Below are 25,542 nucleotides of genomic sequence, written 5' to 3'. Positions count from 1 at the left end.
GGTTGTAATGTTTCGCGGACAAATCCGCCACGATTTCAGGAGACCTGTTGATGGCTCATCCGGCGCAACTCAGAATTCCCGCCACCTACATGCGCGGCGGCACCAGCAAGGGGGTGTTTTTCGTCCTTGATGACCTGCCGCAAGCGGCGCAGGTGGCAGGGCCGGCCCGCGACGCGCTGCTGCTGCGGGTAATCGGCAGCCCCGACCCCTATGAAAAACAGATCGACGGCATGGGCGGGGCGACCTCCAGCACCAGCAAGACGGTGATCCTCTCGCGCAGCCAGCGCGAGGGCCACGACGTCGATTACCTGTTCGGTCAGGTGGCGATCGACAAACCCTTCGTCGACTGGAGCGGTAACTGCGGCAATCTTTCTGCTGCGGTGGGGGCCTTCGCGATCAGCAGCGGGCTGGTCGAGCCGGGCCGTATCCCCCATGACGGCGTGGCCATCGTGCGGATCTGGCAGGCCAATATTGGCAAGACCATCATTGCCCATATTCCGATCAGCGCAGGCCTGGTGCAGGAAACCGGTGACTTCGAACTCGACGGGGTAACCTTCCCGGCGGCTGAGGTGCAGCTCGAGTTTCTCGATCCGGCCGCCGATGAAGACGGCGAGGGCGGTTCGATGTTTCCCACCGGTAACCGGGTCGACGAGTTGCAGATTCCGGGGCTGGGCAGTCTTAACGCCACCTTGATCAACGCCGGTATTCCCACGGTGTTCATCAATGCCCAGGATCTGGGCTACAGCGGCACCGAGTTGCAGGTCGATATCAACGCTGACCCCAAGGCTCTGGCGTTGCTGGAAAGCATCCGTGCCGAAGGCGCGCTGCGCATGGGCCTGATCAGTCAGCTCAGCGAAGCGGCGCAGCGCCAGCACACCCCCAAGGTGGCTTTCGTGGCACCGCCGGCGGACTACAGCGCCTCCAGTGGTAAAACCGTCCGCGCCCAGGACATCGACCTGCTGGTGCGGGCCGTGTCGATGGGCAAGCTGCACCACGCGATGATGGGCACTGCGGCCGTGGCCATCGGCACCGCAGCGGCGGTGCCCGGCACCCTGGTGAACCTGGCCGCCGGCGGCCAGCCGCGCCAGGCGGTGCGTTTCGGTCATCCGTCCGGCACCTTGCGGGTCGGTGCCGAGGCTGTCGAGGTCGACGGCCAGTGGCAGGTGACCAAGGCCATCATGAGCCGCAGCGCGAGGGTGTTGATGGAAGGCTGGGTGCGGGTGCCGGCGGGAGCGGCTTAAGTCGCGCAAGCCTGGCAGCCGCTACAGCGCGGGCCGCTGCAGGTTGAGCCACTCCTGCACAGCCGGATGCTGCCACTGGCGGCTGGTGTACTCCACCAGCGCCTGAGGCACCGGGTCGCCGTTAAGGATCAGGCGGTTGAGGGTGACCGCCAGTTCCACGTCGACAATCGACCAGTTTCCGAACAGGTACTCCCGGCCATCGGCCAGCAGGCTCTGGGCGGCCTTGATCAGCTTGTCGGCCGCAGCCTGCGCATTGGCTGACAACGGGGCGGCGACTTTCTGGCTGTAGAACACCACCAGGGTTGAGCGCTCCTGGCGAATGGGCAGCAGGTCACTGCGCAGCCAGGCCTGAATCTGCCGTGCCTTGGCACGCAACTGACGATCGGTGGGCAATACCGGGCGTTCAGCGAAGCTGTCTTCCAGGTACTCAATGACTGCCGAGGATTCCGAGAGCGCAAAATCGCCCTGCACCAGCGTCGGGACGCGGCGGGTCAGCGACAGGTCTATGTAGTCTGGCGCCTGATGATCGCCGCGGTCCAAATCGAGCGGACGCAACGAGAAGGGCAGGTGCTTCTCACGCAATGTCACGAAAACAGCCAAAGCCCATGGGCTGGTGTAATGGCTGTCGACATATAGCAGCAGGTGGTCGTTGCTCACGGGGCATCTCCTTATGACTTGGGAGTCCACACTAAGCGAGCGTCACCTATAAATAAAATTCTGAATTTCTATGCCGCCATTCCTGGCAGGAATATCAGAGTGACTCGCCGGTTGCGGCATAGTGTCGCACCCATTGCTTACTTGAAGCGTCTTTCAACGCCTTTTTCCACCAGCACCTTGGCCGAGATCTCTTCCACAGAGAAGTGCGTGGAGTTGAGGTTCGGGATGTTTTCACGGCGGAACAGGTTCTCGACTTCGCGCACTTCAAACTCGCACTGTGCGTAGCTGGCATAACGGCTGTTGGGTTTGCGTTCATGGCGGATTGCAGTCAGCCGGTCAGGGTCGATGGTCAGGCCGAACAGCTTGTTGCGATGGTTCTTCAGTGCGGCGGGCAGTTGCAGGCGCTCCATGTCGTCTTCGGTCAGCGGATAGTTGGCTGCGCGGATACCGAACTGCATGGCCATGTACAGGCACGTCGGGGTTTTACCGCAGCGCGACACGCCCACCAGAATGATGTCGGCCTTGTCGTAATAATGCGTGCGGGCGCCGTCGTCGTTGTCGAGCGCGAAGTTCACCGCCTCGATGCGTTCCATGTAATTGGAGTGTTGACCAATGGAGTGCGACTTGCCCACCGAGTACGAGGAGTGTGAACTAAGCTCTTGTTCCAGCGGGGCGAGAAAGGTCGAGAAAATGTCGATCATGAAGCCATTTGAGGTGGCCAGAATCTCGCGTATTTCCTGGTTGACGATGGTGTCGAAAATGATCGGTCGGGCTTCGTCGCGTTCAGCGGCCTGATTGATTTGCAGGACCATGGCCCGGGCTTTTTCGACGCTGTCGATGTACGGCCGGGTGAACTTGTTGAACGGCGTGTTTTCAAATTGCGCCAACAGGCTTTGCCCCAGGGTCTCGGCGGTGATGCCTGTGCCGTCGGAGATAAAGAACGCGGATCGTTTCATTTGCGACGTTAGCCTTAAGCTGATGACGATTCTTGGATATGATAGGCGCGTTTGCTGGCCCTGATGGCCCGCATTCTCGCTTTTTCCAGGCTTGGGCCACAAGCGCCCGGGCACATGAGCTTTTCCGAACAACGCATAACAGTTAGTGGAGAGATCACCTTGGTAGAGTACGTAGTTTCCCTCGATAAGCTCGGCGTCCATGATGTGGAGCACGTGGGAGGCAAGAACGCATCCCTAGGCGAAATGATCAGCAACCTCGCCGGTGCTGGCGTTTCGGTACCTGGTGGCTTTGCCACCACGGCCCAGGCCTACCGTGATTTCCTTGAGCAGAGTGGTCTGAACGATCAGATCCACGCTGCTCTGGATGCTTTGGACGTCGATGACGTCAATGCCCTGGCCAAAACTGGTGCCCAGATTCGCCAATGGATCATGGAAGCCGAATTCCCCGAGCGCCTGAACACTGAAATCCGTGAGGCTTTCGCTGCCCTGTCGGCCGGTAACCCCAACCTGGCCGTGGCCGTGCGTTCTTCGGCCACCGCTGAAGACTTGCCTGACGCGTCGTTCGCCGGCCAGCAGGAAACCTTCCTCAACATCCGTGGCGTGGACAACGTGATCCGTGCGGCCAAGGAAGTTTTTGCCTCGCTGTTCAACGACCGGGCCATTTCCTACCGTGTTCACCAGGGCTTCGACCACAAGCTGGTTGCCCTGTCGGCGGGCGTGCAGCGCATGGTCCGTTCGGAAACCGGTACCGCCGGGGTGATGTTCACCCTCGATACCGAATCCGGATTCCGTGACGTGGTGTTCATTACCGGCGCTTACGGCCTGGGTGAAACCGTGGTGCAGGGGGCGGTCAACCCTGACGAGTTCTACGTCCACAAAGACACCCTGGCCGCTGGCCGGCCTGCGTTGCTGCGCCGCAATCTGGGCAGCAAAGCGATCAAGATGGTCTACGGCGATGAAGCCAAGGCCGGCCGTTCGGTGAAAACCGTTGACGTCGATGCCGCTGATCGTGCCCGTTTCTGCCTGACCGAAGCCGAAGTCACCGAGCTGGCCAAACAGGCGGTGATCATCGAGAAGCACTACAAGGCGCCGATGGACATCGAGTGGGCCAAGGACGGTGACGACGGCAAGCTGTATATCGTCCAGGCGCGTCCCGAGACCGTGAAGAGCCGCAGCAACGCCAACGTCATGGAGCGCTACCTGCTTCAGGAAAAAGGCAACGTGCTGGTCGAAGGCCGTGCCATTGGCCAGCGCATCGGTGCCGGCAAGGTGCGGATCATCAAGGATGTCTCCGAGATGGATCGGGTTCAGGTCGGTGACGTGCTGGTTTCCGACATGACCGACCCGGACTGGGAGCCGGTGATGAAGCGCGCCAGCGCCATCGTCACCAACCGTGGTGGCCGTACCTGCCACGCGGCGATCATCGCTCGTGAGCTGGGTATTCCGGCAGTGGTCGGTTGCGGCAACGCGACCCAACTGCTCAAGGAAGGCCAGGGCGTGACCGTTTCCTGCGCCGAGGGCGATACCGGCTTTATCTTCGAAGGCGAACTGGGCTTTGACATCAAGACCAACTCGGTCGATGCCATGCCTGAGCTGCCGTTCAAGATCATGATGAACGTCGGTAACCCCGACCGTGCCTTTGACTTCGCTCAGTTGCCTAACGAAGGTGTGGGCCTGGCGCGTCTGGAGTTCATCATCAACCGCATGATCGGCGTGCACCCCAAGGCATTGCTCAACTATGCCGACCTGCCGGCCGACATCAAGGACAGCGTCGACAAGCGGGTAGCGGGCTACAGCGACCCGGTGAGCTTCTACGTCGACAAGCTGGTTGAAGGCATCAGCACCCTGGCCGCCGCCTTTACCCCGAAAAAGGTCATCGTGCGCCTGTCGGACTTCAAGTCCAACGAGTACGCCAACCTGATCGGCGGCAAGCTTTACGAGCCTGAAGAAGAGAACCCGATGCTGGGCTTCCGTGGTGCTTCGCGCTACATCAGCGAGAACTTCCGCGACTGCTTCGAGCTGGAGTGCCGTGCCCTCAAGCGCGTGCGTGAAGACATGGGCCTGACCAACGTCGAGATCATGGTGCCGTTCGTCCGTACCCTGGGCGAAGCCAGCCAGGTGATCGAGCTGCTGGCGGCCAATGGCCTCAAGCGTGGCGAGAACGGCCTGCGCATCATCATGATGTGCGAGCTGCCATCCAACGCCATTCTTGCCGAGGAGTTTCTTGAGTATTTCGATGGTTTCTCGATCGGCTCCAACGACCTGACCCAGTTGACCCTGGGCCTGGACCGTGACTCCGGCGTCATCGCGCACCTGTTCGACGAGCGCAACCCGGCGGTCAAGAAGCTGCTGTCCAATGCTATCCAGGCCTGTAACAAGGCTGGCAAGTACATCGGCATCTGCGGTCAGGGTCCTTCGGACCACCCGGATCTGGCCCGCTGGCTGATGGAGCAGGGCATCGAGAGTGTTTCGCTCAACCCTGATTCGGTACTGGAGACCTGGTTCTTCCTCGCGGAAGGTCAGGATCAGGCCTGATGATGTGATGCGATGAGCCACTGAGCCGTCTATCTGGTTCAGGACTCGTTGGGAAAAGGCGGTGCTCTCGGAGGCCGCCTTTTTTTACGATCGCTTTTCCCGTCATTTTGTCTCACCGATCAAGAACATTATGCAAAGCAGCAGCTCTCTTTTTCCCGTTGCCCTGATGAGCGCCGAGCGTCGTGGCGATCTGGTCGAGGACGTCTATCGGCTCAAACCGGGCAACAGCCCCGACTCCAGTGTGGAACTGGTCGTGACCCGGCTGGGGCGGGTCGATGGCCCCGAGGTGCGGGGCACACCGGTGATTCTGCTCCATGGCAGCTTTTCCAACCGACGCTTCTGGTATTCGCCCAAGGGGGTTGGTCTTGGGCCTTATCTGGCACGGGCCGGTTTTGATGTGTGGATTCCGGAAATGCGCGGTCACGGGTTGTCGGTACGCAACCAGCGCTACCGCTACAACCGGGTCGCGGATTACGCCCGCTATGACCTGCCGGCGATCGCCAGCTTCGTCAAGGAACTCAGTGCTCAGATACCGCACTGGATCGGTCACTCGCTGGGCGGCACGACCCTGGCGGCGGCCCTTGGCGGGCAGTATCTGGATCAGGACAGTGCGGCCTCGGTGGCGCTGTTCGGCAGTCAGGTCAGCCGTACTTACTGGCCGCTGAAACTGCCACCGGTGCAGTGGTCCGGAAGGCTGCTGCTCAAACCGTTCGAACACATTTCCGGTTCACGTTTCAAGCGTGGCCCGGAGGATGAGCCAATTGGCGTGGCGCTGGAAAGCATGCGCTGGCACGGCTTGTTCGGCCGTTTTGGCGAACGCAACAATAACTGGTGGAGCGGCCTGGCTGAGGTGCGCGTGCCGGTGCTGGCCGTGGCCGCCGCTGGCGATCATCAGGATCCGCCCTGGGCCTGCCGTTTGCTGCTGGAGCGTTTTGGTTCAGCGCAGCGGCAGTTTCTGTGCCTGAGCCGCGAGCAGGGGTTCACGGAAGACTTCGATCACGTGCGCATGGTTGTCAGCAAGGCGGCCCAGGAGCAAGTCTGGCCGCAGGTGCTGCAGTGGCTGCAACGCCAACCGGTGGGCGAGTCGTTGCCTGTGGCAGGGCACGAAGTGGTCGCGCAACAGGTCTGAAAGGTTGGCGGCGCTTGCACAACCGCACCCGGCTGGGTACGGTCGTGTCAGGGCGGCAGCTTGCCGCTCTGATCCTGATAGGGTGGCTCTAAAAACGTAGGCGAGGCAGCCAGCGTAAGGCAAAAACAGGCGAGCAAGCGGAGTTTACGGATTGTAAATGAGCATTGTGAGCCTGTTTTTAACGCAGCGATGGCGCGCGTAACGCCGCAGGCGCCCAGCCAGCAGGTAGTTTTTAGAGGTGCCCATAGCTGTTCCACTGACAGGAGTTACCCCATGCACTACATCACCCCCGACCTGTGCGATGCCTACCCTGAACAGGTCACCGCGCTGGAACCGATGTTCAGTAATTTTGGCGGCCGCGATTCGTTCGGCGGCCAGATTGTCACCGTCAAGTGCTTTGAGGACAACTCGCGGGTCAAGGAACTGGTGGCCCAGGATGGCAAAGGCAAGGTGATGGTGGTTGACGGTGGTGGCTCGCTGCGTTGTGCGCTGCTGGGTGACATGCTCGCCGAGCAGGCGGCCAAAAACGGCTGGGAAGGGTTGCTGATCTACGGCTGTATTCGTGACGTCGATGTGGTTGCCCAGACCGACGTGGGTGTTCAGGCGTTGGCCAGTCATCCGATGAGGTCGACACGTCGTGGGGTTGGCGATGTCGATGTGCCGGTGACTTTCGCTGGTGTGACCTTCCGCCCAGGACACTATCTCTATGCCGACAACAACGGCGTGATCATTTCTGCCTCTGCCTTGCAAATGCCCGAGTAAGCGAACCTCCATGTTTGATGAAGCCAACGCGCAGTGGGGGCTGGTGCATGCCCTCGTGCTGGATGGTCAGGGCGGTGCGCGGCTGATCGCCCGCACCGAACTTGACGACTTGCAGTTACAACCGCAACAAAGCCTGTGGCTGCACTGGGATCGTGGTCATCCGCAGACCCACGCCTGGTTGCGCCAGGATAGTGGCCTGTCGGAGTTCAACTGCAACCTGTTACTTGAAGAAAACACCCGGCCGCGTCTGTTGTCGTTGCCGGATCAGGAGTTGTTGCTGTTTTTGCGCGGGGTCAATCTCAACCCAGGCGCTGAACCGGAAGACATGGTCTCGGTGCGCATTTTTGCGGCGGCTCAGCGGGTCATCTCCCTGCGTCTGCGACCGCTACGGGCCACGGACGAACTGATCGAGCAGTTGCTCGAGGGGCGTGGCCCGCGGACCGCTTCAGAGCTGATTCTGTGGTTGTCGCAGTTTATGACCGACAAGTTGCAGGACCTGGTGACCGACCTGAGCGAGGCGACCGACGAGGAAGAAGAAAAGAACGACGCCGACGAGTGCTATAACCCCGACCACGGCAAATTGTTGCAGATTCGCCGTCGGGCGGCCGGTTTGCGGCGTTTTCTGGCCCCTCAGCGGGATATCTTCGGCCAGCTGTCGCGTAGCAAATTGCCGTGGTTCGTCGACGACGATGCCGACTACTGGAACGAGCTGAACAACAGCATGACCCGCTATCTTGAGGAACTGGAGCTGACCCGTGAGCGCGTCGGGCTGCTGCTTGATGCCGAAGACCGGCGTTTGAGCGAGCGAATGAACCGCACCATGTACCGCTTCGGGGTGATCACCGGAATCTTTCTGCCGCTGAGTTTTCTGACCGGCCTGCTCGGCATCAACGTCGGTGGCATTCCAGGGGCGGACAATTCGCAGGGGTTTCTGATTGCCTGCGCACTGATCGTGGCGCTGGCGGTGGGGCAGTGGTGGCTGTACCGGCGTCTTCGCTGGTTGTGACGGGCAGCCGGTAATATCGGTGTTGCCGGCAGCCGGCGGTCAGCAAGCCTGGGGTAGGGTAGTTGCCAGTTGCAGCGGCCGGATGTGGCCTGCAAGCGGTTTGTGACTCGTTGACCCAAGGTCTCGTCTCTGTGTGACATTGCGATGAGGTGTCCGATGCACGATCCGTTCGAAGAATCACTGCGTGACATGCTCAAGGCGTCGTCCTCCGTGCGCGACGACGATGCCTGTCTGGGCCGTGTCCTGAAAACCGCCAACCGCCAGGTCGGTGCGGGCGTGCTGTTCGGTCTGCTGGGCCGCTGGACGCAAGCCATGATGATTGCCGTGAACAGCGGCAGTGCCCACGTTTCCCCGGTTTCGCGTCGTGCCAAACCTAATGCTCGCCCTGTCGATAAGGCTGATTGAACATGGAATTGGATCTCTGGACCCAGAGTCTCGTGACCGCAATGACTGCGTTGTGGACCAAAATCGCTAACTTCATACCTAACCTGTTCGGCGCGCTGGTTGTCGTGCTGTTGGGCTTTGTGGTTGCCAAACTGCTGGACGCGCTACTGTCACGGCTGCTGGCCAAGTTGGGTCTGGATCGCCTGATGGGCGGCACCGGGCTGACCAAGCTGATCAGCCGGGCCGGCGTAAAAGTGCCGATTTCGACCCTGATCGGCAAAATCGTCTACTGGTTCGTGCTGTTGATTTTTCTGGTTTCGGCTGCAGAATCGCTGGGCCTGCAGCGGGTTTCCGCGACACTGGACATGCTTGCGCTGTACCTGCCGAAGGTATTTGGCGCAGCATTGGTGCTGCTGGTAGGGGTTTTATTGGCACAATTGGCCAATGGTCTGGTACGTGGCGCAGCAGAAGGCGTAGGTGTCGACTATGCTGCAGGGCTGGGACGCGTTGCCCAGGGTCTGGTGATCATCATCAGTATCTCGGTTGCCATCAGTCAGCTGGAAGTGAAAACCGACCTGCTCAACCACGTGATTGTCATTGTGTTGATCACGGTGGGTCTGGCGGTAGCATTGGCGATGGGCCTGGGCAGCCGGGAAATCGCCGGGCAGATCCTGGCGGGTATCTATGTGCGTGAGCTCTATCAGGTTGGCCAGTTCATTCAGGTCGGCGATATCGAGGGGCAAATCGAGGAAATCGGCACCGCGAAAACTACCCTGCTGACCGATGATGGCGAGCTGGTGTCGTTCTCCAACCGTATTCTTCTTGAACAACGAGTAAGCAGCCGTTAAGCGGCTGATTTGCTAATATGTGCCGCCCAAAAATCGTCTGCACCTGCGCAGGCGATGGCGGCCTATGACCTGACTGTCGGCACGACTCGTTTTGAATACACCCTCTCCGCTATCGCTGCGCTATGAACCACGGGATCTCTCCGACGAGGAGCTGGTCGCGCGCGCCCATGATGAACTGTTTCACGTGACGCGAGCCTACGAAGAACTGATGCGTCGCTACCAGCGGACACTTTTTAACGTATGCGCACGATATTTAGGGAACGATCGCGACGCGGACGATGTCTGTCAGGAGGTGATGCTTAAGGTGTTGTATGGCTTGAAAAATTTCGAAGGTAAATCGAAATTCAAAACCTGGCTCTACAGCATCACCTATAACGAATGCATCACTCAGTACCGCAAGGAACGGCGTAAGCGTCGCTTGATGGACGCCTTGAGCCTGGACCCGGTCGAGGAAGCGTCGGAAGACAAGACGCCGAAGACCGAAGAAAAGGGCGGGCTCGATCGCTGGCTTGTGCACGTCAACCCGATCGATCGGGAAATTCTGGTGCTGCGCTTTGTCGCAGAGCTGGAATTCCAGGAGATCGCAGACATCATGCACATGGGCTTGAGCGCAACGAAAATGCGCTACAAGCGGGCTTTGGATAAGCTTCGTGAAAAATTTGCAGGTATTGCCGAAACTTAACCCGGCGCAAATACCTCTAACAAACCGGCATGTTCTGATAGACTTGCCTACGAATTGTCCCCGATTTTATGGGGTCGCTTCACACATCACCAGATGGGGATTTAACGGATGAAACTGAAAAACACCTTGGGCTTGGCCATTGGTACTATCGTTGCCGCAACTTCGTTCGGCGCGCTGGCACAGGGTCAAGGCGCAGTCGAAATCGAAGGCTTTGCCAAAAAAGAATATTACGACAGCCAGCGTGACTTCAAAAATGACGGCAACCTGTTCGGCGGCTCGATCGGTTACTTCCTGACCGACGACGTTGAACTGCGTCTGGGCTACGACGAAGTTCACAACGTTCGTGGCGAAGATGGCAAGAACATCAAGGGCTCCAACACCGCCCTGGACGCTCTGTACCACTTCAACAACCCAGGCGACATGCTGCGTCCTTACGTTTCGGCAGGTTTCTCCGACCAGAGCATCGGCCAGACCGGCCGTGGTGGTCGTAACGGCTCCACCTTCGCCAACCTGGGCGCTGGTGCCAAGCTGTACTTCACTGACAACTTCTACGCCCGTGCCGGCGTTGAAGCTCAGTACAACATCGACCAGGGTGACACCGAGTGGGCACCAAGCGTCGGTATCGGTGTGAACTTCGGTGGCGGCAGCAAGCCAGCCGCAGCACCTGCTCCAGCACCAGTTGCTGAAGTCTGCTCCGACAGCGACAACGACGGCGTTTGCGACAACGTCGACAAGTGCCCAGACACTCCTGCCAACGTTACTGTTGACGCTGATGGCTGCCCGGCTGTTGCCGAAGTCGTTCGCGTTGAGCTGGACGTGAAGTTCGATTTCGACAAGTCGGTTGTCAAGCCTGACAGCTACGGCGACATCAAGAACCTGGCTGACTTCATGCAGCAGTACCCACAAACCACCACTACTGTTGAAGGTCACACCGACTCCGTTGGTACTGACGCTTACAACCAGAAACTGTCCGAGCGTCGCGCTGGCGCTGTTAAACAGGTCCTGGTCAACCAGTACGGTGTTGGCGCTAACCGCGTTCAGTCCGTTGGTTACGGCGAATCGCGCCCTGTTGCTGACAACGCCACCGAGTCTGGCCGTGCAGTCAACCGTCGCGTAGAAGCTCAAGTAGAAGCCCAGGCCAAGTAATAGCCTGACCTCTACCGGACCGGCTGCCTGGCAGCCTGGTTCAAAAAAATGCCCCGGACCGTAAGGTTCGGGGCATTTTTTTTGTCCGTATTTCCAGCCTCATCGCCAAAGCGCTTGTTGCGCCTGGCCACTCATGAATTGACACACATTCGCCAGCCGTGGGTTGAACCGCTAATGCTTATAATTTGCTCTTAAAACGATCCGGGCGAACCTTTTGAGGGGGCCAGGAGCCTGTCAGCACGCGCCTCATACCGGACGCTGCCAGCGGATGCCACGCGTTTCAGACTTCATACAAAAGGAAATAAAAATGTCGTCCAAGAAGTTCCCAGTGCTAAAACTCGCAGCCTCCGTATTTGCTGTCACGGCGGCGATGGGCGCGACGGGTAGCGCGTTTGCCAAAGAGCTTAACCTTTACACCACCCGTGAGCCCAAGCTGATCCAGCCATTGCTCGATGCCTACACCCAGCAGAGCGGCGTGCAGGTGAAGACCATTTTTGTTTCTGAGGGCTTGCTGGAGCGGGTCAAGGCCGAAGGCGAGCGTTCGCCGGCTGACGTGCTGATGACGGTCGACATTGGCAACCTGATGGACCTGGTCGAAGGTGGCGTGACCCAGCCGGTCAAGTCCAAAACCCTGGAACAGGTGATCCCGGCCAACCTGCGCGGCGCTGATGGTCAGTGGTTCACGCTGTCGATGCGCGATCGGGTGCTGTACGCCGACAAGGATCTGCCGATCACCTCGTTCACCTATGAAGAGCTGGCCGATCCTAAGTGGCAAGGCAAGGTCTGCATCCGCGCCGGTCAGCATCCGTACAACACCGCGCTGATTGCGGCCAAGATTGCCCATGACGGCGTGCCCGCCACTCAAGCCTGGCTCGAAGGGGTGAAGAAGAACCTGGCGCGTCCTGCTGCCGGCGGCGACCGCAACGTCGCGCGCGACATCCTCGGCGGCATCTGCGACCTGGGGATTGCCAACGCCTACTACGTGGGCCACATGAAAAACGCCAAGCCGGGCAGCGAAGACCGCGCCTGGGGCGATGCCATCAAGGTCGTGCGTCCGACCTTTGCCAGCAATCCCAATGGCGGTACCCACGTTAACATCAGCGGCGCTTCGGTCGCCAAAAGTGCCCCTAACCGTGATAACGCGGTCAGTTTCCTTGAGTACCTGGTGTCGGCAGACGCTCAGGCGCTGTATGCCAAGGCCAACTACGAGTACCCGGTTCGCGAGGGCGTAGCGGTCGATCCGGTCATCGCTGCATTGGGACCATTGAAAGCCGATACGCTGAACGTGGCTGAAGTGGCCAAGTATCGCAAGCAGGCCAGTGAACTGGTCGATAAAGTCGGTTTCGACAACTGACGTAATCGTTTGCAGCGCCCCTCGCTGGCCGTTTTCTGGCTGGCGAGGGGCGTTTGTTATACGCGGTGCTCAAAACAGTGAGTGTCGCCTTCAGGGTATCTCTAAAAACGTAAGCGAGGCAGCCAGCGCAAGGCGAAAAAAGGCGAGCAAGCGGAGTTGACTGGCTGTCAATGAGCATTGTGAGCCTGTTTTCAACGCGGCGATGGCGCGCGTAACGCCGCAGGCGCCCAGCCAGCAGGTAGTTTTTAGAGGTGCCCTTCAGATACCCTCGTGACCGATGAATTTCTACTCTTTGCGTTTTTCCCGCGCCGTACGTGGCTTGTGGGCACCGACAGGCTCATTACTGGCAGCCTTGATAGTCATTGCTCCGGTCGCCGCGCTGCTGTGGCACGCGTTTGCCGGCGATGTTGCCCATTGGCAGCATCTGCTCAATAACGTGGTGCCTGTGGCCCTGCGCGACACGCTGATTTTGCTGGCCGGGGTCGGCGTGGTGGTGACCGTGCTCGGTGTCGGCAGTGCCTGGTTACTGAGCGCGTATGATTTTCCAGGCAAGGCCCTGCTTGGCTGGGCGCTCTTGCTGCCGCTGGCAGTGCCGACCTACATCATGGCGTACGCTTACCTGGATCTGCTGCACCCGATTGGCCCTGTGCAATCATCGATCAGGGCGTTGCTGGGCTACAGCAGTCCGCGCGAATGGCGCTTGCCCGACGTGCGCAACATGACCGGCGCGATTCTGATTCTGGGCTTTGTGCTTTACCCGTATGTCTATCTGACCATGCGCGCGATGTTCCTGACCCAGGCGGCCAACCTGATCGAGGCGGCGCGAACCCTGGGGGCCAGGCGTCAGGAAGTGTTCCTGCGTATTGTCCTGCCGCTGGCGCGGCCCGCCTGGGCGGTGGGCTTGAGCCTGGCCTTGCTCGAAACCCTCAACGACATCGGTGCGTCGAGTTTTCTGGGGGTTAAAACCCTTACCGTATCGGTGTATACCGCCTGGACCGCGCGTTCTGACCTGGCTGCGGCGGCGCAGATTGCCCTGACCATGCTGGTGGTGATCATTGGGCTGATCCTGATCGAGCGCAAAGGTCGTGCTCGTCAGCGCTTCGCCAACACCCAGAAAATGCAACCGATGCGCCCGCGCACCTTGCATGGGCCTGCCGCGCTGATGGCCTTGTCGCTGGGCCTGGTTCCGGTGCTGATCGGTTTTGTGATCCCGGCAGCCTACCTGTGTGTGCAAGCCTGGAAACGCCTTAACCATTCGGCCGGGGTGTCGCGTGCATTGCTCGACAGCCTTCACAACACACTGCTGGTCGCGTCGCTGGCGACGCTGATCACCGTGGCCGTCGGGCTGATGATCGCCTGGGCCGGCAGAACCCTGCGCGAAAGTGCCTGGCGCCAGCCGGCCAGAGGGTTCGCCAGGGTCGGCAGCCTGGGCTACGCGCTGCCCGGTACAGTATTGGCCATTGGCCTGATGACCCCGGCGATGTTGATCGAGAACCTGGTCGGCGGCCTGCTGGGAACCCAGAAGCTGTTTTTGATGGGCTCGACCGGGTTGCTGATCATCGCGTATTGCATTCGTTTTCTGGCCATCCCGATCGGTGCTGTCGAAGCCGGCCTGACCCGGGTGCCTGCGTCCATCGAGCATGCCGCACGAACCTTGGGCGAGCGCCCCGGCGCCACCTTGCGGCGGGTCCATCTGCCGCTGTTGCGCCCGGCCCTGGCGGCCAGCGCACTGCTGGTGTTCGTCGATACGATGAAAGAGCTCTCGGCCACGCTGTTACTGCGGCCGCTTGATTTCGACACGCTTGCCACCCGGCTGTACGCCGAGGCCTCACGCGGCACTTATGAAGAAGGCGCGATCGCCGCCATCCTGATCGTCCTGGCGGGCTTGTTGCCTGTGATGCTGTTGGCCCGCACCAAACTCTCTTATGGACACTGACTGATGCCTGTTTATCAATCCTCTGGCGTGGCGCAAGATCTTTCCAGTCGTCCCTATCTGGATCTTGCCGGGGTTCGGGTCGCTTATGACACGCCGCGTGGCCGGGTGAATGTCATCCATGACTTCTCTCTGACGCTGGACAGGGGCCAGGTCGGTTGCCTGCTTGGATCGTCCGGTTGCGGAAAGTCGACAGTGCTGCGCTCGATTGCCGGTTTCGAACCGGTGCTTGCAGGCGCACTGAGTCTGGACGGTCGGCTGCTGTCGTCGGCACAGGTGCACGTTGCCCCGGAAGAGCGGCGCATCGGTATGATGTTTCAGGACTACGCCTTGTTCCCGCATCTGAGCGTTGGCGAGAACGTCGGCTTCGGCGTGCGCGGCGTCAGCAAGCAGGCGCGCCTGCTGCGGGTGCAGCAGATGCTTGAAGCGGTGCGCCTGCCGGATGTCGCCAGCCGCTATCCGCATGAGCTGTCCGGGGGGCAGCAGCAACGGGTTGCGCTGGCCCGGGCATTGGCGCCCGCGCCGGAGATCCTGCTGCTCGACGAGCCGTTCTCCAACCTGGATGTGAATACCCGCGAACGGTTGGCCAGTGAGGTGCGCGAGATCATCAAGGCGACCGACCACACGGCAATCATCGTGACCCACAACCAGGATGAGGCGTTTGCCATGGCCGACCGGATTGGCGTCATGCGCGACGGCCGGCTCGAACAATGGTCGTATCCGGCCACGCTGCGTTCAGCACCGGCCTCGGATTATGTGCAGCAATTTCTCAGCGGTGAGCTGGAGCCGCTGCTGGTGTAGCCAGGGTGCTCGTCAATCGACGCGCCTGAGCGGCAGGGTGTTCTGGCTCTGCCTGGCGCGTTCACTCCAGGTGACCACATGACTGGCCTTGTTCCAACGGACCTTGGCGATCCCGTTGGCGCCAGCCTTGCGCATTGCATCGCTGAGGTTACGCAGCGACACCGTGGTACCCACGCATTCGCCATCGGCGAGCAGCGCCGATTTCCAGGCATCGAATTCGTTCATGGCGTTGCAGTCACGGACCACGACTTTCTTGAGGCCGTGTTTTACCAAGCTGGCGCGAAAAGCCCCTTCCTTCAGGTGGGGGATGAAAGCGCCACCGCGAAGCGGTCATAGGGGTTAAAATCCACAAAACCGCCCCTATTCTGTATTTCATGACTGAAATGAAAGCGACCAAAACCCTCAGGTTCGAGTGCGAGACAAGCACGCAGCGCAGCTGCGTGAAGCTTCTCGTGCCGTGAATTTTGTGTGGAACTACGTAAACGAGTTGAGCAGTCGCACGATTCGTGAGCGTGGTCGTTTTCTGTCGGCGTTCGACATTCACAAGTACACCAACGGGGCCAGCAAAGACCTGAGCCTGCACAGCCAATCGGTGCAGGCTGTTGCCGACGAATATGTCACACGGCGCAAGCAGTTCAAAAAGCGCCAGCTCCGCTGGCGCTGCTCGGGCGGCGCTCGGCGCAGTCTGGGTTGGCTGCCCTTCAAGGTCGGCGCTGCTGTCTGGAAAAACGGCCAGGTCGTCTTCAACAGACAGCACTTCAAGGTCTGGGACAGCTACGGCCTGGCGGGTTTTAAATTCAGATCCGGTAGCTTCAACGAGGACAGCCGTGGACGCTGGTATTTCAACGTCGTGGTCGAGGTCGACCGGCAGTTATCGCCAGGCCAGGACGCGGTGGGTATCGACCTCGGACTGAAAACCACGGCCACCTGCAGCGACGGTGATCGCCTTGAAAGCGGCAGGTTCTACCGGGATCTGGAGAGCGCGCTGGGCACGGCCCAGCGTGCCGGCAAGAAGGCTCGTGTGCGGGCGATTCACGCCAAAATTGCGAACCGCCGCAAGGATGCCCTGCATAAGTTCAGCAACGCGCTGGTAGCGCGTTGTGGCGTCATTGTGGTGGGCGATGTGAACTCACTGAAACTCGCGAAAACCAGGATGGCCAAGTCAGTGCTGGACGCCGGCTGGGGCCAATTGAAAACCATGCTGGAATACAAATGCGATCACGCAGGCACGGTTTTCAAGGTTGTTAGCGAGAGAAACACCACCCAAACCTGTTCGAGCTGCAAGCAATTGCCGGACTCGAGGCCGAGAGGTATCGCAGAGCTTGGAATAAGGGAATGGACTTGTTGTGGGTGCGGTGCCACCCACGACCGCGACGTCAACGCCGCAAAAAACATTCTCGCGCTCGGGCATGAGCGTCCAGTTGTGGGAATCCCCGCCCTTTAGGGCGGGGAGGATGTCAAGTAATGAATTTCATACTTGTCCAGCATTCGCTTGCCCGCAAGTCCCAGTCCGCTCCGTCAGTGAGAAATATTATCATTTTTGATGGTGTTTTGGCATCAAGCCTTAATGCCAACATACATTCACTAAGTACTGTATGCCCCCGGTGGGAGCGACCTTGGTCTGGGCGGCATTGCGACGAAGAGGCCGGTCAAGTCACCGCATCTGCTGTGAATCTGCCCAGAACAACCCGCCCGGCGCTGGCGCCGGGCTGGATCGGGCTTGCTTTAAAAGTCGACCGTGGCCGACAGCTGCAGCGTGCGGGGTGAGCCCAGGGAGAACGCCCCGTAGGAGGCGACGCCCGACCAATACTGTTTATCGAACACGTTTTGTACGCTGGCCCTGAACGTGGTCGGGCGTTGAGCGATTCGGGTCGTATAGCGCGCGCCCAGATCGATACGGGTCCACGGGTCGAGCGCCTGGTTGTTGGCCTGGTCGACGTATTGTTTGCCGGTATAGATCGCACCGCTGGTCAGGGTCAGGCCCTCGATGGCGGGGGTGTCCCATTCGGCCCACAGGTTGGCCTGGACCTTCGGCACGCCTACCGGAGTGTTGCCGCGATTGGCCGCTGTGGCGGTCTCGGTCAGTTCGGCGTCCAGCAAGGTCAGGCCGCCAAGCAGGCGCGTACCGCGCGTGACTTCGCCGAACAGATTGAGCTCCACCCCCCGATTGCGTTGCTCGCCTTGCACCGCGTACACACCATTGCTCAACTCGCCGCTGGGTTTTTTGATCTGAAACAGGCTGAGGGTCGATGAGAATGTCCCATAATCGGCCTTGATGCCGACTTCGTGCTGACGGCTGATATAGGGTGCGAAGATTTCTCCGGCGTTGCTTGCCGTCGCCGGTGCCACATCGCCTTTGCTCAGGCCTTCGATGTAGTTGTAGTACAGCGAGACGTGTTCCCAGGGTTTGATGACCACGCCAAACAACGGCGTGGTTTTGCTTTCGTCATAACGCGAGGTCACCGCGCCAGCGGCATTGAAGTTATCCGATTTGATGCTCTGCTGGCGCAGACCGGCGGTGACCTGCAGCCGCTCGTCGACCATTGACAGGGTATCGGCCAAGGCCAAACCCGACAGCTCGGTTTGCGAGACTTTTGCCGGGTCGGGGCGGGCGATCGAAGGCTTGGCACTGTCTTGCGGGTGATACAGGTTTGAGCGTAATGCAGCGCCGGAAATGATGCCGCGCGACAGCTCGTCCCGGTAGCGCGTGGCCTGTAATGTGGCGCTATGGCTCACCGCTCCAGTGTCGAAACTCCAGCGCGCACCGGCATCGACGGTATAACGCTCAACTTCGAAGCGGTAGTAACCGGGCACCGAACTGGTGTCGCCTGCGCGGTTAAGCAGGGTGGGCGTCTGATCCGACAGGCGATTGACTTGCGAACGACCGCCACCGGCGTGGGCGAACAGGGTCAGCGAGTCGCTCAGATCGTACTCGCCACTGAGCAGGGCGGTTTTGTCACGGGTTTCTGACCAGCCCCAGGCTTGCGAGACGTTTTTGCGGCCGTTGCTGGCTGAGGGTATCGGCTGGCCTGCGGCAATCAGGAACGGCCGCGATGCCGCGTCGAAGTGTTCGGCCTGGCTGATCAGGTCCAGTGAGGTGCGCAGCCGTTCGCCCTGATAATCGAGCGACAGCGCACCAATATTCACCTCGCGTTGTTGTTTGTCGATGCGCGTATCACCTTGCTGGGTACTGCCATTGAACCGCACGCCGAACTGGCGCGACTCGCCAAAGCGGCGGCTGAGGTCCATGCGCCCGCCGAGTTGCGAGTCACTGGCATAGCTGGCCGTAAAGCGGTTCAGGTCTTCATCCAGAGCGCGCTTGGGCACGATATTGATCACCCCGCCGACGCCGCTGTTGGGTGACATGCCGTAGAGCAGGGCGGCAGGGCCTTTGAGCACTTCAATGCGTTCGGCGTACTCGGTAAACACCCGATAGTTGGGGGCCACGCCATACACGCCATCGAAGGCCAGCTCGCCGAGGTTGCCTTCGCCTACCGGAAAACCGCGAATGAAGAACGAGTCGACGATCCCGCCGGTCTGCCCGGTAGAGCGCACCGATGAGTCGCGTTCAAGGGCATCGGCAACCGTCACCGCCTGCTGGTCGCTGATCATCTTTGCGGTGTATTGGCTGACGCTGAACGGGGTATCCATGATGTCGCGGTTACCCAGCAGGCCCACACGTCCGCCCCTGGCAACCTGACCGCCGGCGTAGGCTTCGGGCAGGCTGCCAGGGTGACTTGAGCTGGCGCTGATTGTGGTGCTGTCAAGGGTCAGGCCGCTGCTGGGCGGTTGTGGGGCCAGGCTGTAACTGCCATCGCCGCGCTCGACCAGCACCAGCCCGCTACCGGCCAGCAGCCGGGTCAGGGCTTGCCGGGCGGTGAAGTCACCGGTTAGCCCCGGACTGTTCAAGCCTTCGGTAAGCGCCGGCTGAAACGACAAGGCCACTCCGGCCTCAACGGCAAAGCTGGACAGGGTCGCACCCAGCGGCCCCGGAGCAATCCGGTACGCATGGCTGGTGCCGTCGGGGCTGGCGGCAACGACCGGCAATGCGCCGATGACCGCGCTCAATGAGCATCCGATAAGGGTATTGCGAACAGCCAGGAAGAGTGCACGAGGCGGGAAAGGAGTGGCGGACATGCAGGAACCTTGTTGGCGAAGATGGCAGGGTTTATGTCCTTGCCAGCCAGGAACGAAAAAAGTATCAGGCCTGCCGGGAAATAATCCGGCCTACGTCGCTGACAACGTTGTCCAGTAGCCGCCCAGATGCTCGCTGACCGTCAGTGAGTAGGTTTGCGCCAGCATCTGCAAGGCGCGTCGGGTGTCTTGCAGCGGGAAGGCGCCGGCCACCCGCAGCCCGGCAATCGCCGGGTCACAGCGCAGCACGCCGGGGCGATAGCGGCCCAGCTCAGCGATAAAGTCGTCAAGGCGCTGGTTATCGGCCAGCAACATGCCGCGGGTCCAGGCGCCGGCTGCCGGGTCGAGTGCCAGAGGCACGGTATATTCGCGGCTGGTGAATTGCACACTCTGCCCGGCATTGACCCGCCTCGCAGCGCCTGCCTGCGCATCATTGAGCTGGACCTGCACCGCGCCTTCGAGCACCTGCAAGCGGGTACTGGCCTTGAGCACCCGCACGATGAACCGCGTCCCGAGCGCCTGCATCCGGCCTTGCGCCGTGCTGACCCGCAACGGTCGCCGGTCGCTGGCGGTCTGCACCAGCAGTTCACCGGCCAGCATGCGGATCAGGCGCTGCTGGTCATCAAAGCGCACATCAATGGCCGTGTCGGTATTGAGAGTGAGCTGTGAGCCATCAGCCAGGGTCAGCTCGCGGCGCTCACCCACAGCGCTGCGGTAGTCCGCCGACCAATGCCCGGTGTCGAAAACCTTCCAGCCCGCCCAACCGGTCGGCAGCACCGCCAGCAGCACGGCCAGCTTGCCGACCAGCGCCCGACGCTCGCGGCTGGCCGGGCGATCCAGCGCCGCCATGGCCAGTGTCGGCGGCAAACCGCCAAGCTTGCTTTGCAACAGTTGCGCGCGCTGCCAGGCGTGCGCACGCGCCGGGCTACTGGCCTGCCAGGCCAGCCACTCGACCCGCTCATGCTCATTCAGCCCGCCCTCGTTCAAGCGCATCAGCCATTCAGCGGCTTCTTCCAGGGCCTGATGCTCACCGGTTGCAGACATCATTCGACCAGCAACAGGCACTGGACGAAGGCCTGCTTCATGTAGCGTTTGACGCTGATCAGCGAGATGTTCAATTCGGTGGCGATGTCCTGATACTTGAGGCCGGCGATCTGCGAGAGCAGGAAGGTGCGCTTCACCAGCGGCGGCAGCGCATCGAGCATGGCGTCGATGTCATGCAGCGTCTCCAGCACCATCAGCCGCACCTCGGGCGATGGCACCTCTGGCTCAGGCAGCTGCGCAAGCGCCTCAAGGTAGGCGCGCTCCAGCGCCTTGCGCTGATACCAGTTGACCAGAATGCCCTTGGCCACACAGTGCAGGTAAGCACGCGGCTGTTCGATGCGGGTCACGCGTGAGGCCAGGATCCGGGTGAAGGTATCCTGAGCCAGATCTGCCGCATCCATGGCATTGCCCAGCTTGTTGCGCAGCATGCTGTACAGCCAGCTGTGATGGCTGCTGTACAAGGCTTCGATCATGCTCAGGTGGGCCGCGGAAGTCGCTGGTGGGACATCACTCATGGCGTGAATGGCTAGCATTTGAGAAAGGTTCCCAATGCTAGTGAGGGCACGGCAGTCATGCAAGTGGCAGATAGCGCTCATGATGCCGGGAACGAAGCCGCTCGCCACGCAGTCAACGCTGTATCCCCCACCTAAAAAGGTACAGTTCATGGCCCGTGATATTTCCGACAAGCTCGCTCGCGACCTGCACGACAAGACCCGTTCGGAACTCGACAGCTTTCTTGATCAGGCCGATGCCTTGATCAAACGCGGTCACGCCATTGGCGCTAATCGCGGACCGCAGTCGCGCCATCTGCTAGGTCAACTGCTCGACCGCGCTGACGCTCTGCTTTCGCCCAAACGACCCAAGCCGGTCAGCGCCGGCCCGTCGAAGCTGGAACAGGCCAAGGCGTTCGCCCGCGCCAATCCGGGCAAGGCTGCGCTGGTCGCTGTCGGGGTCGGGTTGATTCTCAAGCGTATGTTGTCGCGGGGCTGAACCTGCGGCGCCAGCCATTCAGGTATCGCGTAGCAGGTCGTTGGCGTTAAGCAGGTCCCAGGCGATGTGCGGGCGCTTTTCCAGGCCCCGGCGGATCGCCGCCGGGATCGCCTGGCGAGTCTTGCGGCATAAGCCGGGCAGGTCGTCCAGGTGAATGCCGATACCGCGCATGCTGCGCACTTCATTAAAACCGGGGGCGATGTGCACCCGAACCCCCAGTTGTTCGAAGATCCGCTTTTGCAGATGTTCCAGTTGCGCCAGGCTTTCGACGTTTTCCAGGCGTTCGAGCAAGCGCTTTTCCTGCTCGCGGGTCAGCAGCAGGATGCGCTGGTCGGTGCCGGGTGCGTGCAATTGTTCACGCCGACAATCACAGGCGCCGGGCGGGCAGGGATGGCGAAGCGGGCTCGTGCTCATGGTTGCAGCATACTCACTCGTATCCAAATGTGAATATCCGTTCGCGACGGATCAGCTACAAGCCGCGTTCCAGACGCTCCTGTCAAGTACGGCCTGACGGTCCCGTTCGATTATCGCCCGGATAGCACTGAAGGCTGATTGACGCTTGTCGCGCGGCGACCTTACTCTGAAGGCCAGTGACCGATGAGTGGGCCGTCAGAGCACCGCCGATTAGCCTCTGCCTGGTGCGACCACGCCACGGCAGCCCGACAAGAATAATTACAAGAGTGCCTTGCCTTATGGATAGTCGTCTGCTCAGTGAGCGCAGTCGGGTGTTCGACCGTGCCGACCCGCATCTCGTATCGGGCTATGTGAACCAGCATGTCGGTACCCATAATATTCGTATGCCGGCAGCAGGCCGTCCATTGGCCAGCCTCAACCATCGCCAGTTCGCCAACCTTGACCTGTGCCGCATCAGCTATGGCGGCAGTGTCAGGGTCATCTCCCAGTCGCTGGAAACCATCTTCCATTTGCAGATCCTGTTGAGTGGCCACTGCCTGTGGCGTGGGCATCGTCAGGAGCATTACTTCGCCCCCGGTGAGCTGCTGCTGATCAACCCTGATGACCCGGTGGACCTGACCTATTCGGATGATTGCGAGAAGTTCATCCTCAAAATGCCAGTGAGCCTGATCGAGTCGGTGTGCGAACAGCAGCGTTGGCAGCACCCGCGTGACGGGGTGCGGTTTACCGAAAATCGCTATCAGTTGCCGGGCCTCGATGGCTTCGTCAATCTGCTGGCCATGGTCTGTCAGGAGGCTGAGGCTGACGAGCGGATGCTCAAGGTCGAGGAGCACTACGCGCAGATTGTCGCCAGCAAGATGCTGACCCTGATGAAGACCAACGTCAGCCGCGAGAACCTCGCCGGGCAGCCGGCAGTGTTCGAACGGCTGCTCGATTACATCGAGCGCAACCTCAAACACGATATCGACCTCGATGCCCTGGCCATCCAGGCTGGGGTCAGCCTGCGCAGCCTGTACGGGCTGTTCGAGCGGCATCTGGGCGTCACGCCCAAACTCTACGTGCGCCAGCGCAGGCTTGAACGCATCCATGCCTGCCTCAAAGACCCCAATTGCACCGTGCGCAGCCTCACCGAAATTGCCATGGACCATGGCTTTTTGCACCTGGGGCGCTTCTCGGAAAGCTACCGCCAGCGCTTCGGCGAACTGCCCTCCGATACCCTTAAGCGCCGACAGCTGTAACGCCTGCTGGCTCGGTAGGCACTACCGGGCGGCAGATTCTCTGCGCCGCTGCTCCCGCTGCTTCTGCTTTTCGAGCCGAGATATCACAGACGCCGCCGAACGCGACTTTGGCGCTGGCCGACCGCCAAATCGGCACCGGAGTGAGCGAACCCCGCCCGCAAAGGGCGGGGCCAAGCCAGGAGCAATGCCTTTGGTTACTTTGGGCGAAACCAAAGTGACCCGCCCGTCGGGGCTGAACCCGAGGCACAGGCAACTGCGGCAATGACCTTTGCATAAACCGAAAGATCTTCGCGGCTAAAGCCGCTCCCACAAATGCCCCTGGCCAACCCCCGCTTTGCAGAAAACGGATAGCGATCTGCAAGAACCGGATATTGCCCATCCCGCCCTGACCCTAACCTGACCCGGCCTGAACAATAACAATGGAGGCCCTGGCCATGTCCCTGGGATTCGACTACCTGAACTCACTGCTCCAGGAAGACAAGGAGCAGGGCATCTTCCGCTGCAAGCGTGAGATGTTCACCGATGCGCGCCTGTTCGATCTGGAGATGAAGCACATCTTCGAAGGCAACTGGATCTACCTGGCCCACGAGAGCCAGATCCCTGAGGTCAATGATTTTCTGACCACCAGCATCGGTCGCCAGCCGATCTTCATTGCCCGCAACAAGGACGGCGAACTCAACGCCTTTCTCAATGCCTGCAGCCATCGCGGCGCGATGCTGTGCCGGCACAAGCGCGGCAACAAATCCTCCTATACCTGCCCGTTCCATGGCTGGACGTTCAATACCAACGGCAAACTGCTCAAGGTCAAGGACCCCAAGGACGCCGGTTATCCGGCAAGCTTCAACTGCGAAGGCTCCCATGACCTGACCCGCGTGGCGCGGTTCGAGTCTTACCGGGGCTTTCTGTTCGGCAGCCTGAATGCCGATGTGCTGCCGTTGGTCGAGCACCTGGGCGAGTCGGCGAAGATCATCGACATGATCGTCGATCAGTCGCCTGAGGGCCTGGAAGTGCTGCGTGGTTCCAGCAGTTATATCTACGAAGGCAACTGGAAGCTGACCGCCGAAAACGGCGCCGATGGCTACCACGTCAGCGCCGTGCACTGGAACTACGCTGCCACCCAGAACCAGCGCAAGCTGCGTGAAGCCGGTGAAGAGATCAAGACCATGAGCGCCGGCAGTTGGGGCAAGACCGGTGGCGGGTTCTACTCCTTCGACAAGGGCCACCTGCTGCTTTGGACCCGTTGGGCCAACCCGGAAGACCGGCCGCTGTTCGAGCGCCGCGACGAACTGGCCAAGGACTTCGGCCAGGCCCGTGCCGACTGGATGATCCAGAACTCGCGCAACCTGTGCCTGTACCCCAATGTGTACCTGATGGACCAGTTCAGCTCGCAGATCCGCATCGCCCGGCCGATTGCGGTGGACAAGACCGAGATCACCATCTACTGCATCGCCCCCAAGGGTGAGAGCAGCGAGGCCCGGGCCAAGCGCATTCGTCAGTACGAAGACTTTTTCAACGTCAGCGGCATGGCCACCCCGGACGACCTGGAAGAATTCCGCTCGTGCCAGATGGGCTACCAGGGTTCACGGGGCTGGAACGACATGTCGCGCGGTGCCGCGCACTGGATCGAGGGCGCTGATGCCGCCGCCCAGGAGATCGAACTCAAACCGTTGCTGTCCGGGGTGCGCACTGAAGACGAGGGTCTGTTCGTGCTGCAACACAAGTATTGGCAGCAAACCATGCTCAAGGCCGTAGCTGACGAACCGCAACTGATCCCTGTGGAGGCTGTGTGATGAGCGCCCTGTATGAAACCGTGCGGGATTTTCTGTACCGCGAGGCGCGCTACCTGGATGACGCCGACTGGGACAACTGGCTGGAACTGTACAGCAGCGACGCGACCTTCTGGATGCCGGCCTGGGACGATAACGACGAGCTGACCCAAGACCCGCAAAAGGAAATCTCGCTGATCTGGTACGGCAACCGTGGCGGCCTGGAAGACCGGGTGTTCCGGATCAAGACCGAACGCTCCAGCGCAACCATTCCCGACACCCGCACCTCGCACAACATCAGCAACATCGAAGTGCTGGAGCAGGACGACGGGCAGTGCAAGGTGCGTTTCAACTGGCACACCCTGAGCTTTCGCTACAAGACCGTCGACAGCTATTTCGGCACCAGCTTCTACACCCTCGATATCCGCGGTGGGCAGCCCTTGATCAGGGCCAAGAAAGTGGTGCTCAAGAACGACTACGTACGTCAGCTGATCGACGTTTATCACATCTGAATCGGCGTGG

General features: G+C 60.5%; 24 protein-coding genes. 17 read left to right on the top strand and 7 right to left on the bottom strand.

The window, feature by feature from the left end:
• The first annotated feature begins 50 nt into the window (after positions 1–50).
• Positions 51–1,241 (top strand): 2-methylaconitate cis-trans isomerase PrpF, encoded by a 1,191-nt coding sequence (prpF, locus tag NJC40_RS22025; RefSeq protein WP_045491935.1) that lies wholly within the window; start codon positions 51–53, stop codon positions 1,239–1,241.
• A gap of 21 nt (positions 1,242–1,262) precedes the next feature.
• Here the strand turns inward: prpF and yfcF are convergent, their stop codons facing one another.
• Together yfcF and ppsR are read right to left on the bottom strand one after the other, a co-directional pair.
• Positions 1,263–1,898, bottom strand: a complete 636-nt coding sequence (yfcF, locus tag NJC40_RS22020; RefSeq protein WP_253142333.1) for a glutathione transferase — start codon at positions 1,896–1,898, stop codon at positions 1,263–1,265.
• Between the two features lie 137 nt (positions 1,899–2,035).
• Positions 2,036–2,854, bottom strand: a complete 819-nt coding sequence (ppsR, locus tag NJC40_RS22015) for a posphoenolpyruvate synthetase regulatory kinase/phosphorylase PpsR (RefSeq protein ID WP_045491931.1) — start codon at positions 2,852–2,854, stop codon at positions 2,036–2,038.
• Between the two features lie 159 nt (positions 2,855–3,013).
• Here ppsR and ppsA point away from each other — a divergent pair, with 159 nt between their 5' ends.
• From ppsA to NJC40_RS21960, 11 genes are all read left to right on the top strand, one after another.
• Positions 3,014–5,389, top strand: coding sequence for a phosphoenolpyruvate synthase (gene ppsA / locus NJC40_RS22010; RefSeq protein WP_045491930.1), 2,376 nt, complete (start codon positions 3,014–3,016; stop codon positions 5,387–5,389).
• Between the two features lie 130 nt (positions 5,390–5,519).
• A complete protein-coding gene (locus NJC40_RS22005) occupies positions 5,520–6,518 on the top strand; it encodes an alpha/beta fold hydrolase (protein WP_045494861.1) in 999 nt (332 codons plus the stop codon).
• Between the two features lie 273 nt (positions 6,519–6,791).
• A complete protein-coding gene (gene rraA, locus NJC40_RS22000; RefSeq protein WP_045491928.1) occupies positions 6,792–7,280 on the top strand; it encodes a ribonuclease E activity regulator RraA in 489 nt (162 codons plus the stop codon).
• A gap of 10 nt (positions 7,281–7,290) precedes the next feature.
• Positions 7,291–8,286 (top strand): divalent cation transporter CmaX, encoded by a 996-nt coding sequence (cmaX, locus tag NJC40_RS21995; RefSeq protein WP_253142334.1) that lies wholly within the window; start codon positions 7,291–7,293, stop codon positions 8,284–8,286.
• A 156-nt stretch (positions 8,287–8,442) separates the two neighbouring features.
• Positions 8,443–8,691 carry a hypothetical protein gene (locus NJC40_RS21990; protein WP_045491924.1) on the top strand — a complete coding sequence of 83 codons (249 nt, stop codon included), beginning with the start codon at positions 8,443–8,445 and terminating at the stop codon, positions 8,689–8,691.
• A gap of 2 nt (positions 8,692–8,693) precedes the next feature.
• A complete protein-coding gene (locus tag NJC40_RS21985; RefSeq protein WP_045491921.1) occupies positions 8,694–9,518 on the top strand; it encodes a mechanosensitive ion channel family protein in 825 nt (274 codons plus the stop codon).
• Between the two features lie 115 nt (positions 9,519–9,633).
• Positions 9,634–10,200 (top strand): RNA polymerase sigma factor SigX, encoded by a 567-nt coding sequence (gene sigX, locus NJC40_RS21980; RefSeq protein ID WP_045494859.1) that lies wholly within the window; start codon positions 9,634–9,636, stop codon positions 10,198–10,200.
• 108 nt (positions 10,201–10,308) lie between these two features.
• Positions 10,309–11,346 (top strand): OmpA family protein, encoded by a 1,038-nt coding sequence (locus tag NJC40_RS21975; protein ID WP_045491917.1) that lies wholly within the window; start codon positions 10,309–10,311, stop codon positions 11,344–11,346.
• Positions 11,347–11,653: 307 nt separating this feature from the next.
• Positions 11,654–12,700 carry a Fe(3+) ABC transporter substrate-binding protein gene (locus tag NJC40_RS21970; protein ID WP_045491914.1) on the top strand — a complete coding sequence of 349 codons (1,047 nt, stop codon included), beginning with the start codon at positions 11,654–11,656 and terminating at the stop codon, positions 12,698–12,700.
• Positions 12,701–12,977: 277 nt separating this feature from the next.
• The gene (locus NJC40_RS21965) at positions 12,978–14,636 is read left to right on the top strand and encodes an ABC transporter permease (RefSeq protein ID WP_253142335.1); all 1,659 of its coding nucleotides are present in this window, start codon (positions 12,978–12,980) and stop codon (positions 14,634–14,636) included.
• 3 nt (positions 14,637–14,639) lie between these two features.
• The gene (locus NJC40_RS21960) at positions 14,640–15,434 is read left to right on the top strand and encodes an ABC transporter ATP-binding protein (RefSeq protein ID WP_492180412.1); all 795 of its coding nucleotides are present in this window, start codon (positions 14,640–14,642) and stop codon (positions 15,432–15,434) included.
• 12 nt (positions 15,435–15,446) lie between these two features.
• Here NJC40_RS21960 and NJC40_RS21955 read toward each other — a convergent pair whose 3' ends face one another.
• Positions 15,447–15,659, bottom strand: a complete 213-nt coding sequence (locus NJC40_RS21955; RefSeq protein ID WP_253117767.1) for a hypothetical protein — start codon at positions 15,657–15,659, stop codon at positions 15,447–15,449.
• A gap of 187 nt (positions 15,660–15,846) precedes the next feature.
• On the opposite strand from NJC40_RS21955, the gene NJC40_RS21950 reads away from it, so the two are divergent.
• Positions 15,847–16,878, top strand: a complete 1,032-nt coding sequence (locus NJC40_RS21950) for an RNA-guided endonuclease InsQ/TnpB family protein (protein ID WP_492180411.1) — start codon at positions 15,847–15,849, stop codon at positions 16,876–16,878.
• Positions 16,879–17,159: 281 nt separating this feature from the next.
• Here the strand turns inward: NJC40_RS21950 and NJC40_RS21945 are convergent, their stop codons facing one another.
• From NJC40_RS21945 to NJC40_RS21935, 3 genes are all read right to left on the bottom strand, one after another.
• The gene (locus NJC40_RS21945; RefSeq protein WP_253143028.1) at positions 17,160–19,571 is read right to left on the bottom strand and encodes a TonB-dependent receptor; all 2,412 of its coding nucleotides are present in this window, start codon (positions 19,569–19,571) and stop codon (positions 17,160–17,162) included.
• Positions 19,572–19,661: 90 nt separating this feature from the next.
• Positions 19,662–20,612: a FecR domain-containing protein gene (locus tag NJC40_RS21940; RefSeq protein WP_253143027.1), complete on the bottom strand. Its 951-nt coding sequence runs from the start codon at positions 20,610–20,612 to the stop codon at positions 19,662–19,664.
• Positions 20,612–21,127, bottom strand: a complete 516-nt coding sequence (locus NJC40_RS21935; protein ID WP_045491899.1) for a sigma-70 family RNA polymerase sigma factor — start codon at positions 21,125–21,127, stop codon at positions 20,612–20,614. The genes NJC40_RS21940 and NJC40_RS21935 overlap by 1 nt, the downstream gene beginning before the upstream one ends.
• Before the next feature lie 148 nt (positions 21,128–21,275).
• On the opposite strand from NJC40_RS21935, the gene NJC40_RS21930 reads away from it, so the two are divergent.
• Positions 21,276–21,602 carry a hypothetical protein gene (locus NJC40_RS21930; protein ID WP_253143026.1) on the top strand — a complete coding sequence of 109 codons (327 nt, stop codon included), beginning with the start codon at positions 21,276–21,278 and terminating at the stop codon, positions 21,600–21,602.
• An 18-nt stretch (positions 21,603–21,620) separates the two neighbouring features.
• On the opposite strand, the gene NJC40_RS21925 is transcribed toward NJC40_RS21930, so the two are convergent.
• Positions 21,621–22,016, bottom strand: coding sequence for a hypothetical protein (locus NJC40_RS21925; protein ID WP_253143025.1), 396 nt, complete (start codon positions 22,014–22,016; stop codon positions 21,621–21,623).
• Positions 22,017–22,294: 278 nt separating this feature from the next.
• Between NJC40_RS21925 and NJC40_RS21920 the strand changes: the two genes are divergently transcribed.
• The 3 genes from NJC40_RS21920 to benB all read left to right on the top strand — a co-directional run bounded on the left by NJC40_RS21920 (position 22,295) and on the right by benB (position 25,532).
• Positions 22,295–23,254: an AraC family transcriptional regulator gene (locus tag NJC40_RS21920; RefSeq protein WP_045491891.1), complete on the top strand. Its 960-nt coding sequence runs from the start codon at positions 22,295–22,297 to the stop codon at positions 23,252–23,254.
• A 434-nt stretch (positions 23,255–23,688) separates the two neighbouring features.
• The gene (gene benA, locus NJC40_RS21915; protein WP_045494852.1) at positions 23,689–25,044 is read left to right on the top strand and encodes a benzoate 1,2-dioxygenase large subunit; all 1,356 of its coding nucleotides are present in this window, start codon (positions 23,689–23,691) and stop codon (positions 25,042–25,044) included.
• Positions 25,044–25,532: a benzoate 1,2-dioxygenase small subunit gene (benB, locus tag NJC40_RS21910; protein ID WP_045491888.1), complete on the top strand. Its 489-nt coding sequence runs from the start codon at positions 25,044–25,046 to the stop codon at positions 25,530–25,532. Before benA ends, benB begins: the two co-directional genes overlap by 1 nt.
• The last annotated feature ends 10 nt before the right edge of the window (positions 25,533–25,542 follow it).

It is taken from the genome of Pseudomonas sp. 21LCFQ02, assembly GCF_024129895.2.
Lineage (GTDB): Bacteria > Pseudomonadota > Gammaproteobacteria > Pseudomonadales > Pseudomonadaceae > Aquipseudomonas.
Note: the sequence above shows the minus strand (reverse complement) of the source record. Positions and strands in the feature narration are given on the sequence as shown.

Coding starts and splice junctions, on each gene's coding strand:
- prpF (WP_045491935.1), top strand. CDS start 51: ATGGCTCATCCGGCGCAACTCAGAATTCCCGCCACCTACATGCGCGGC.
- ppsR (WP_045491931.1), bottom strand. CDS start 2,854: ATGAAACGATCCGCGTTCTTTATCTCCGACGGCACAGGCATCACCGCC.
- NJC40_RS22005 (WP_045494861.1), top strand. CDS start 5,520: ATGCAAAGCAGCAGCTCTCTTTTTCCCGTTGCCCTGATGAGCGCCGAG.
- rraA (WP_045491928.1), top strand. CDS start 6,792: ATGCACTACATCACCCCCGACCTGTGCGATGCCTACCCTGAACAGGTC.
- cmaX (WP_253142334.1), top strand. CDS start 7,291: ATGTTTGATGAAGCCAACGCGCAGTGGGGGCTGGTGCATGCCCTCGTG.
- NJC40_RS21990 (WP_045491924.1), top strand. CDS start 8,443: ATGCACGATCCGTTCGAAGAATCACTGCGTGACATGCTCAAGGCGTCG.
- NJC40_RS21985 (WP_045491921.1), top strand. CDS start 8,694: ATGGAATTGGATCTCTGGACCCAGAGTCTCGTGACCGCAATGACTGCG.
- NJC40_RS21975 (WP_045491917.1), top strand. CDS start 10,309: ATGAAACTGAAAAACACCTTGGGCTTGGCCATTGGTACTATCGTTGCC.
- NJC40_RS21970 (WP_045491914.1), top strand. CDS start 11,654: ATGTCGTCCAAGAAGTTCCCAGTGCTAAAACTCGCAGCCTCCGTATTT.
- NJC40_RS21965 (WP_253142335.1), top strand. CDS start 12,978: ATGAATTTCTACTCTTTGCGTTTTTCCCGCGCCGTACGTGGCTTGTGG.
- NJC40_RS21960 (WP_492180412.1), top strand. CDS start 14,640: ATGCCTGTTTATCAATCCTCTGGCGTGGCGCAAGATCTTTCCAGTCGT.
- NJC40_RS21955 (WP_253117767.1), bottom strand. CDS start 15,659: ATGAACGAATTCGATGCCTGGAAATCGGCGCTGCTCGCCGATGGCGAA.
- NJC40_RS21945 (WP_253143028.1), bottom strand. CDS start 19,571: ATGTCCGCCACTCCTTTCCCGCCTCGTGCACTCTTCCTGGCTGTTCGC.
- NJC40_RS21940 (WP_253143027.1), bottom strand. CDS start 20,612: ATGTCTGCAACCGGTGAGCATCAGGCCCTGGAAGAAGCCGCTGAATGG.
- NJC40_RS21935 (WP_045491899.1), bottom strand. CDS start 21,127: ATGAGTGATGTCCCACCAGCGACTTCCGCGGCCCACCTGAGCATGATC.
- NJC40_RS21930 (WP_253143026.1), top strand. CDS start 21,276: ATGGCCCGTGATATTTCCGACAAGCTCGCTCGCGACCTGCACGACAAG.
- NJC40_RS21925 (WP_253143025.1), bottom strand. CDS start 22,016: ATGAGCACGAGCCCGCTTCGCCATCCCTGCCCGCCCGGCGCCTGTGAT.
- NJC40_RS21920 (WP_045491891.1), top strand. CDS start 22,295: ATGGATAGTCGTCTGCTCAGTGAGCGCAGTCGGGTGTTCGACCGTGCC.
- benA (WP_045494852.1), top strand. CDS start 23,689: ATGTCCCTGGGATTCGACTACCTGAACTCACTGCTCCAGGAAGACAAG.
- benB (WP_045491888.1), top strand. CDS start 25,044: ATGAGCGCCCTGTATGAAACCGTGCGGGATTTTCTGTACCGCGAGGCG.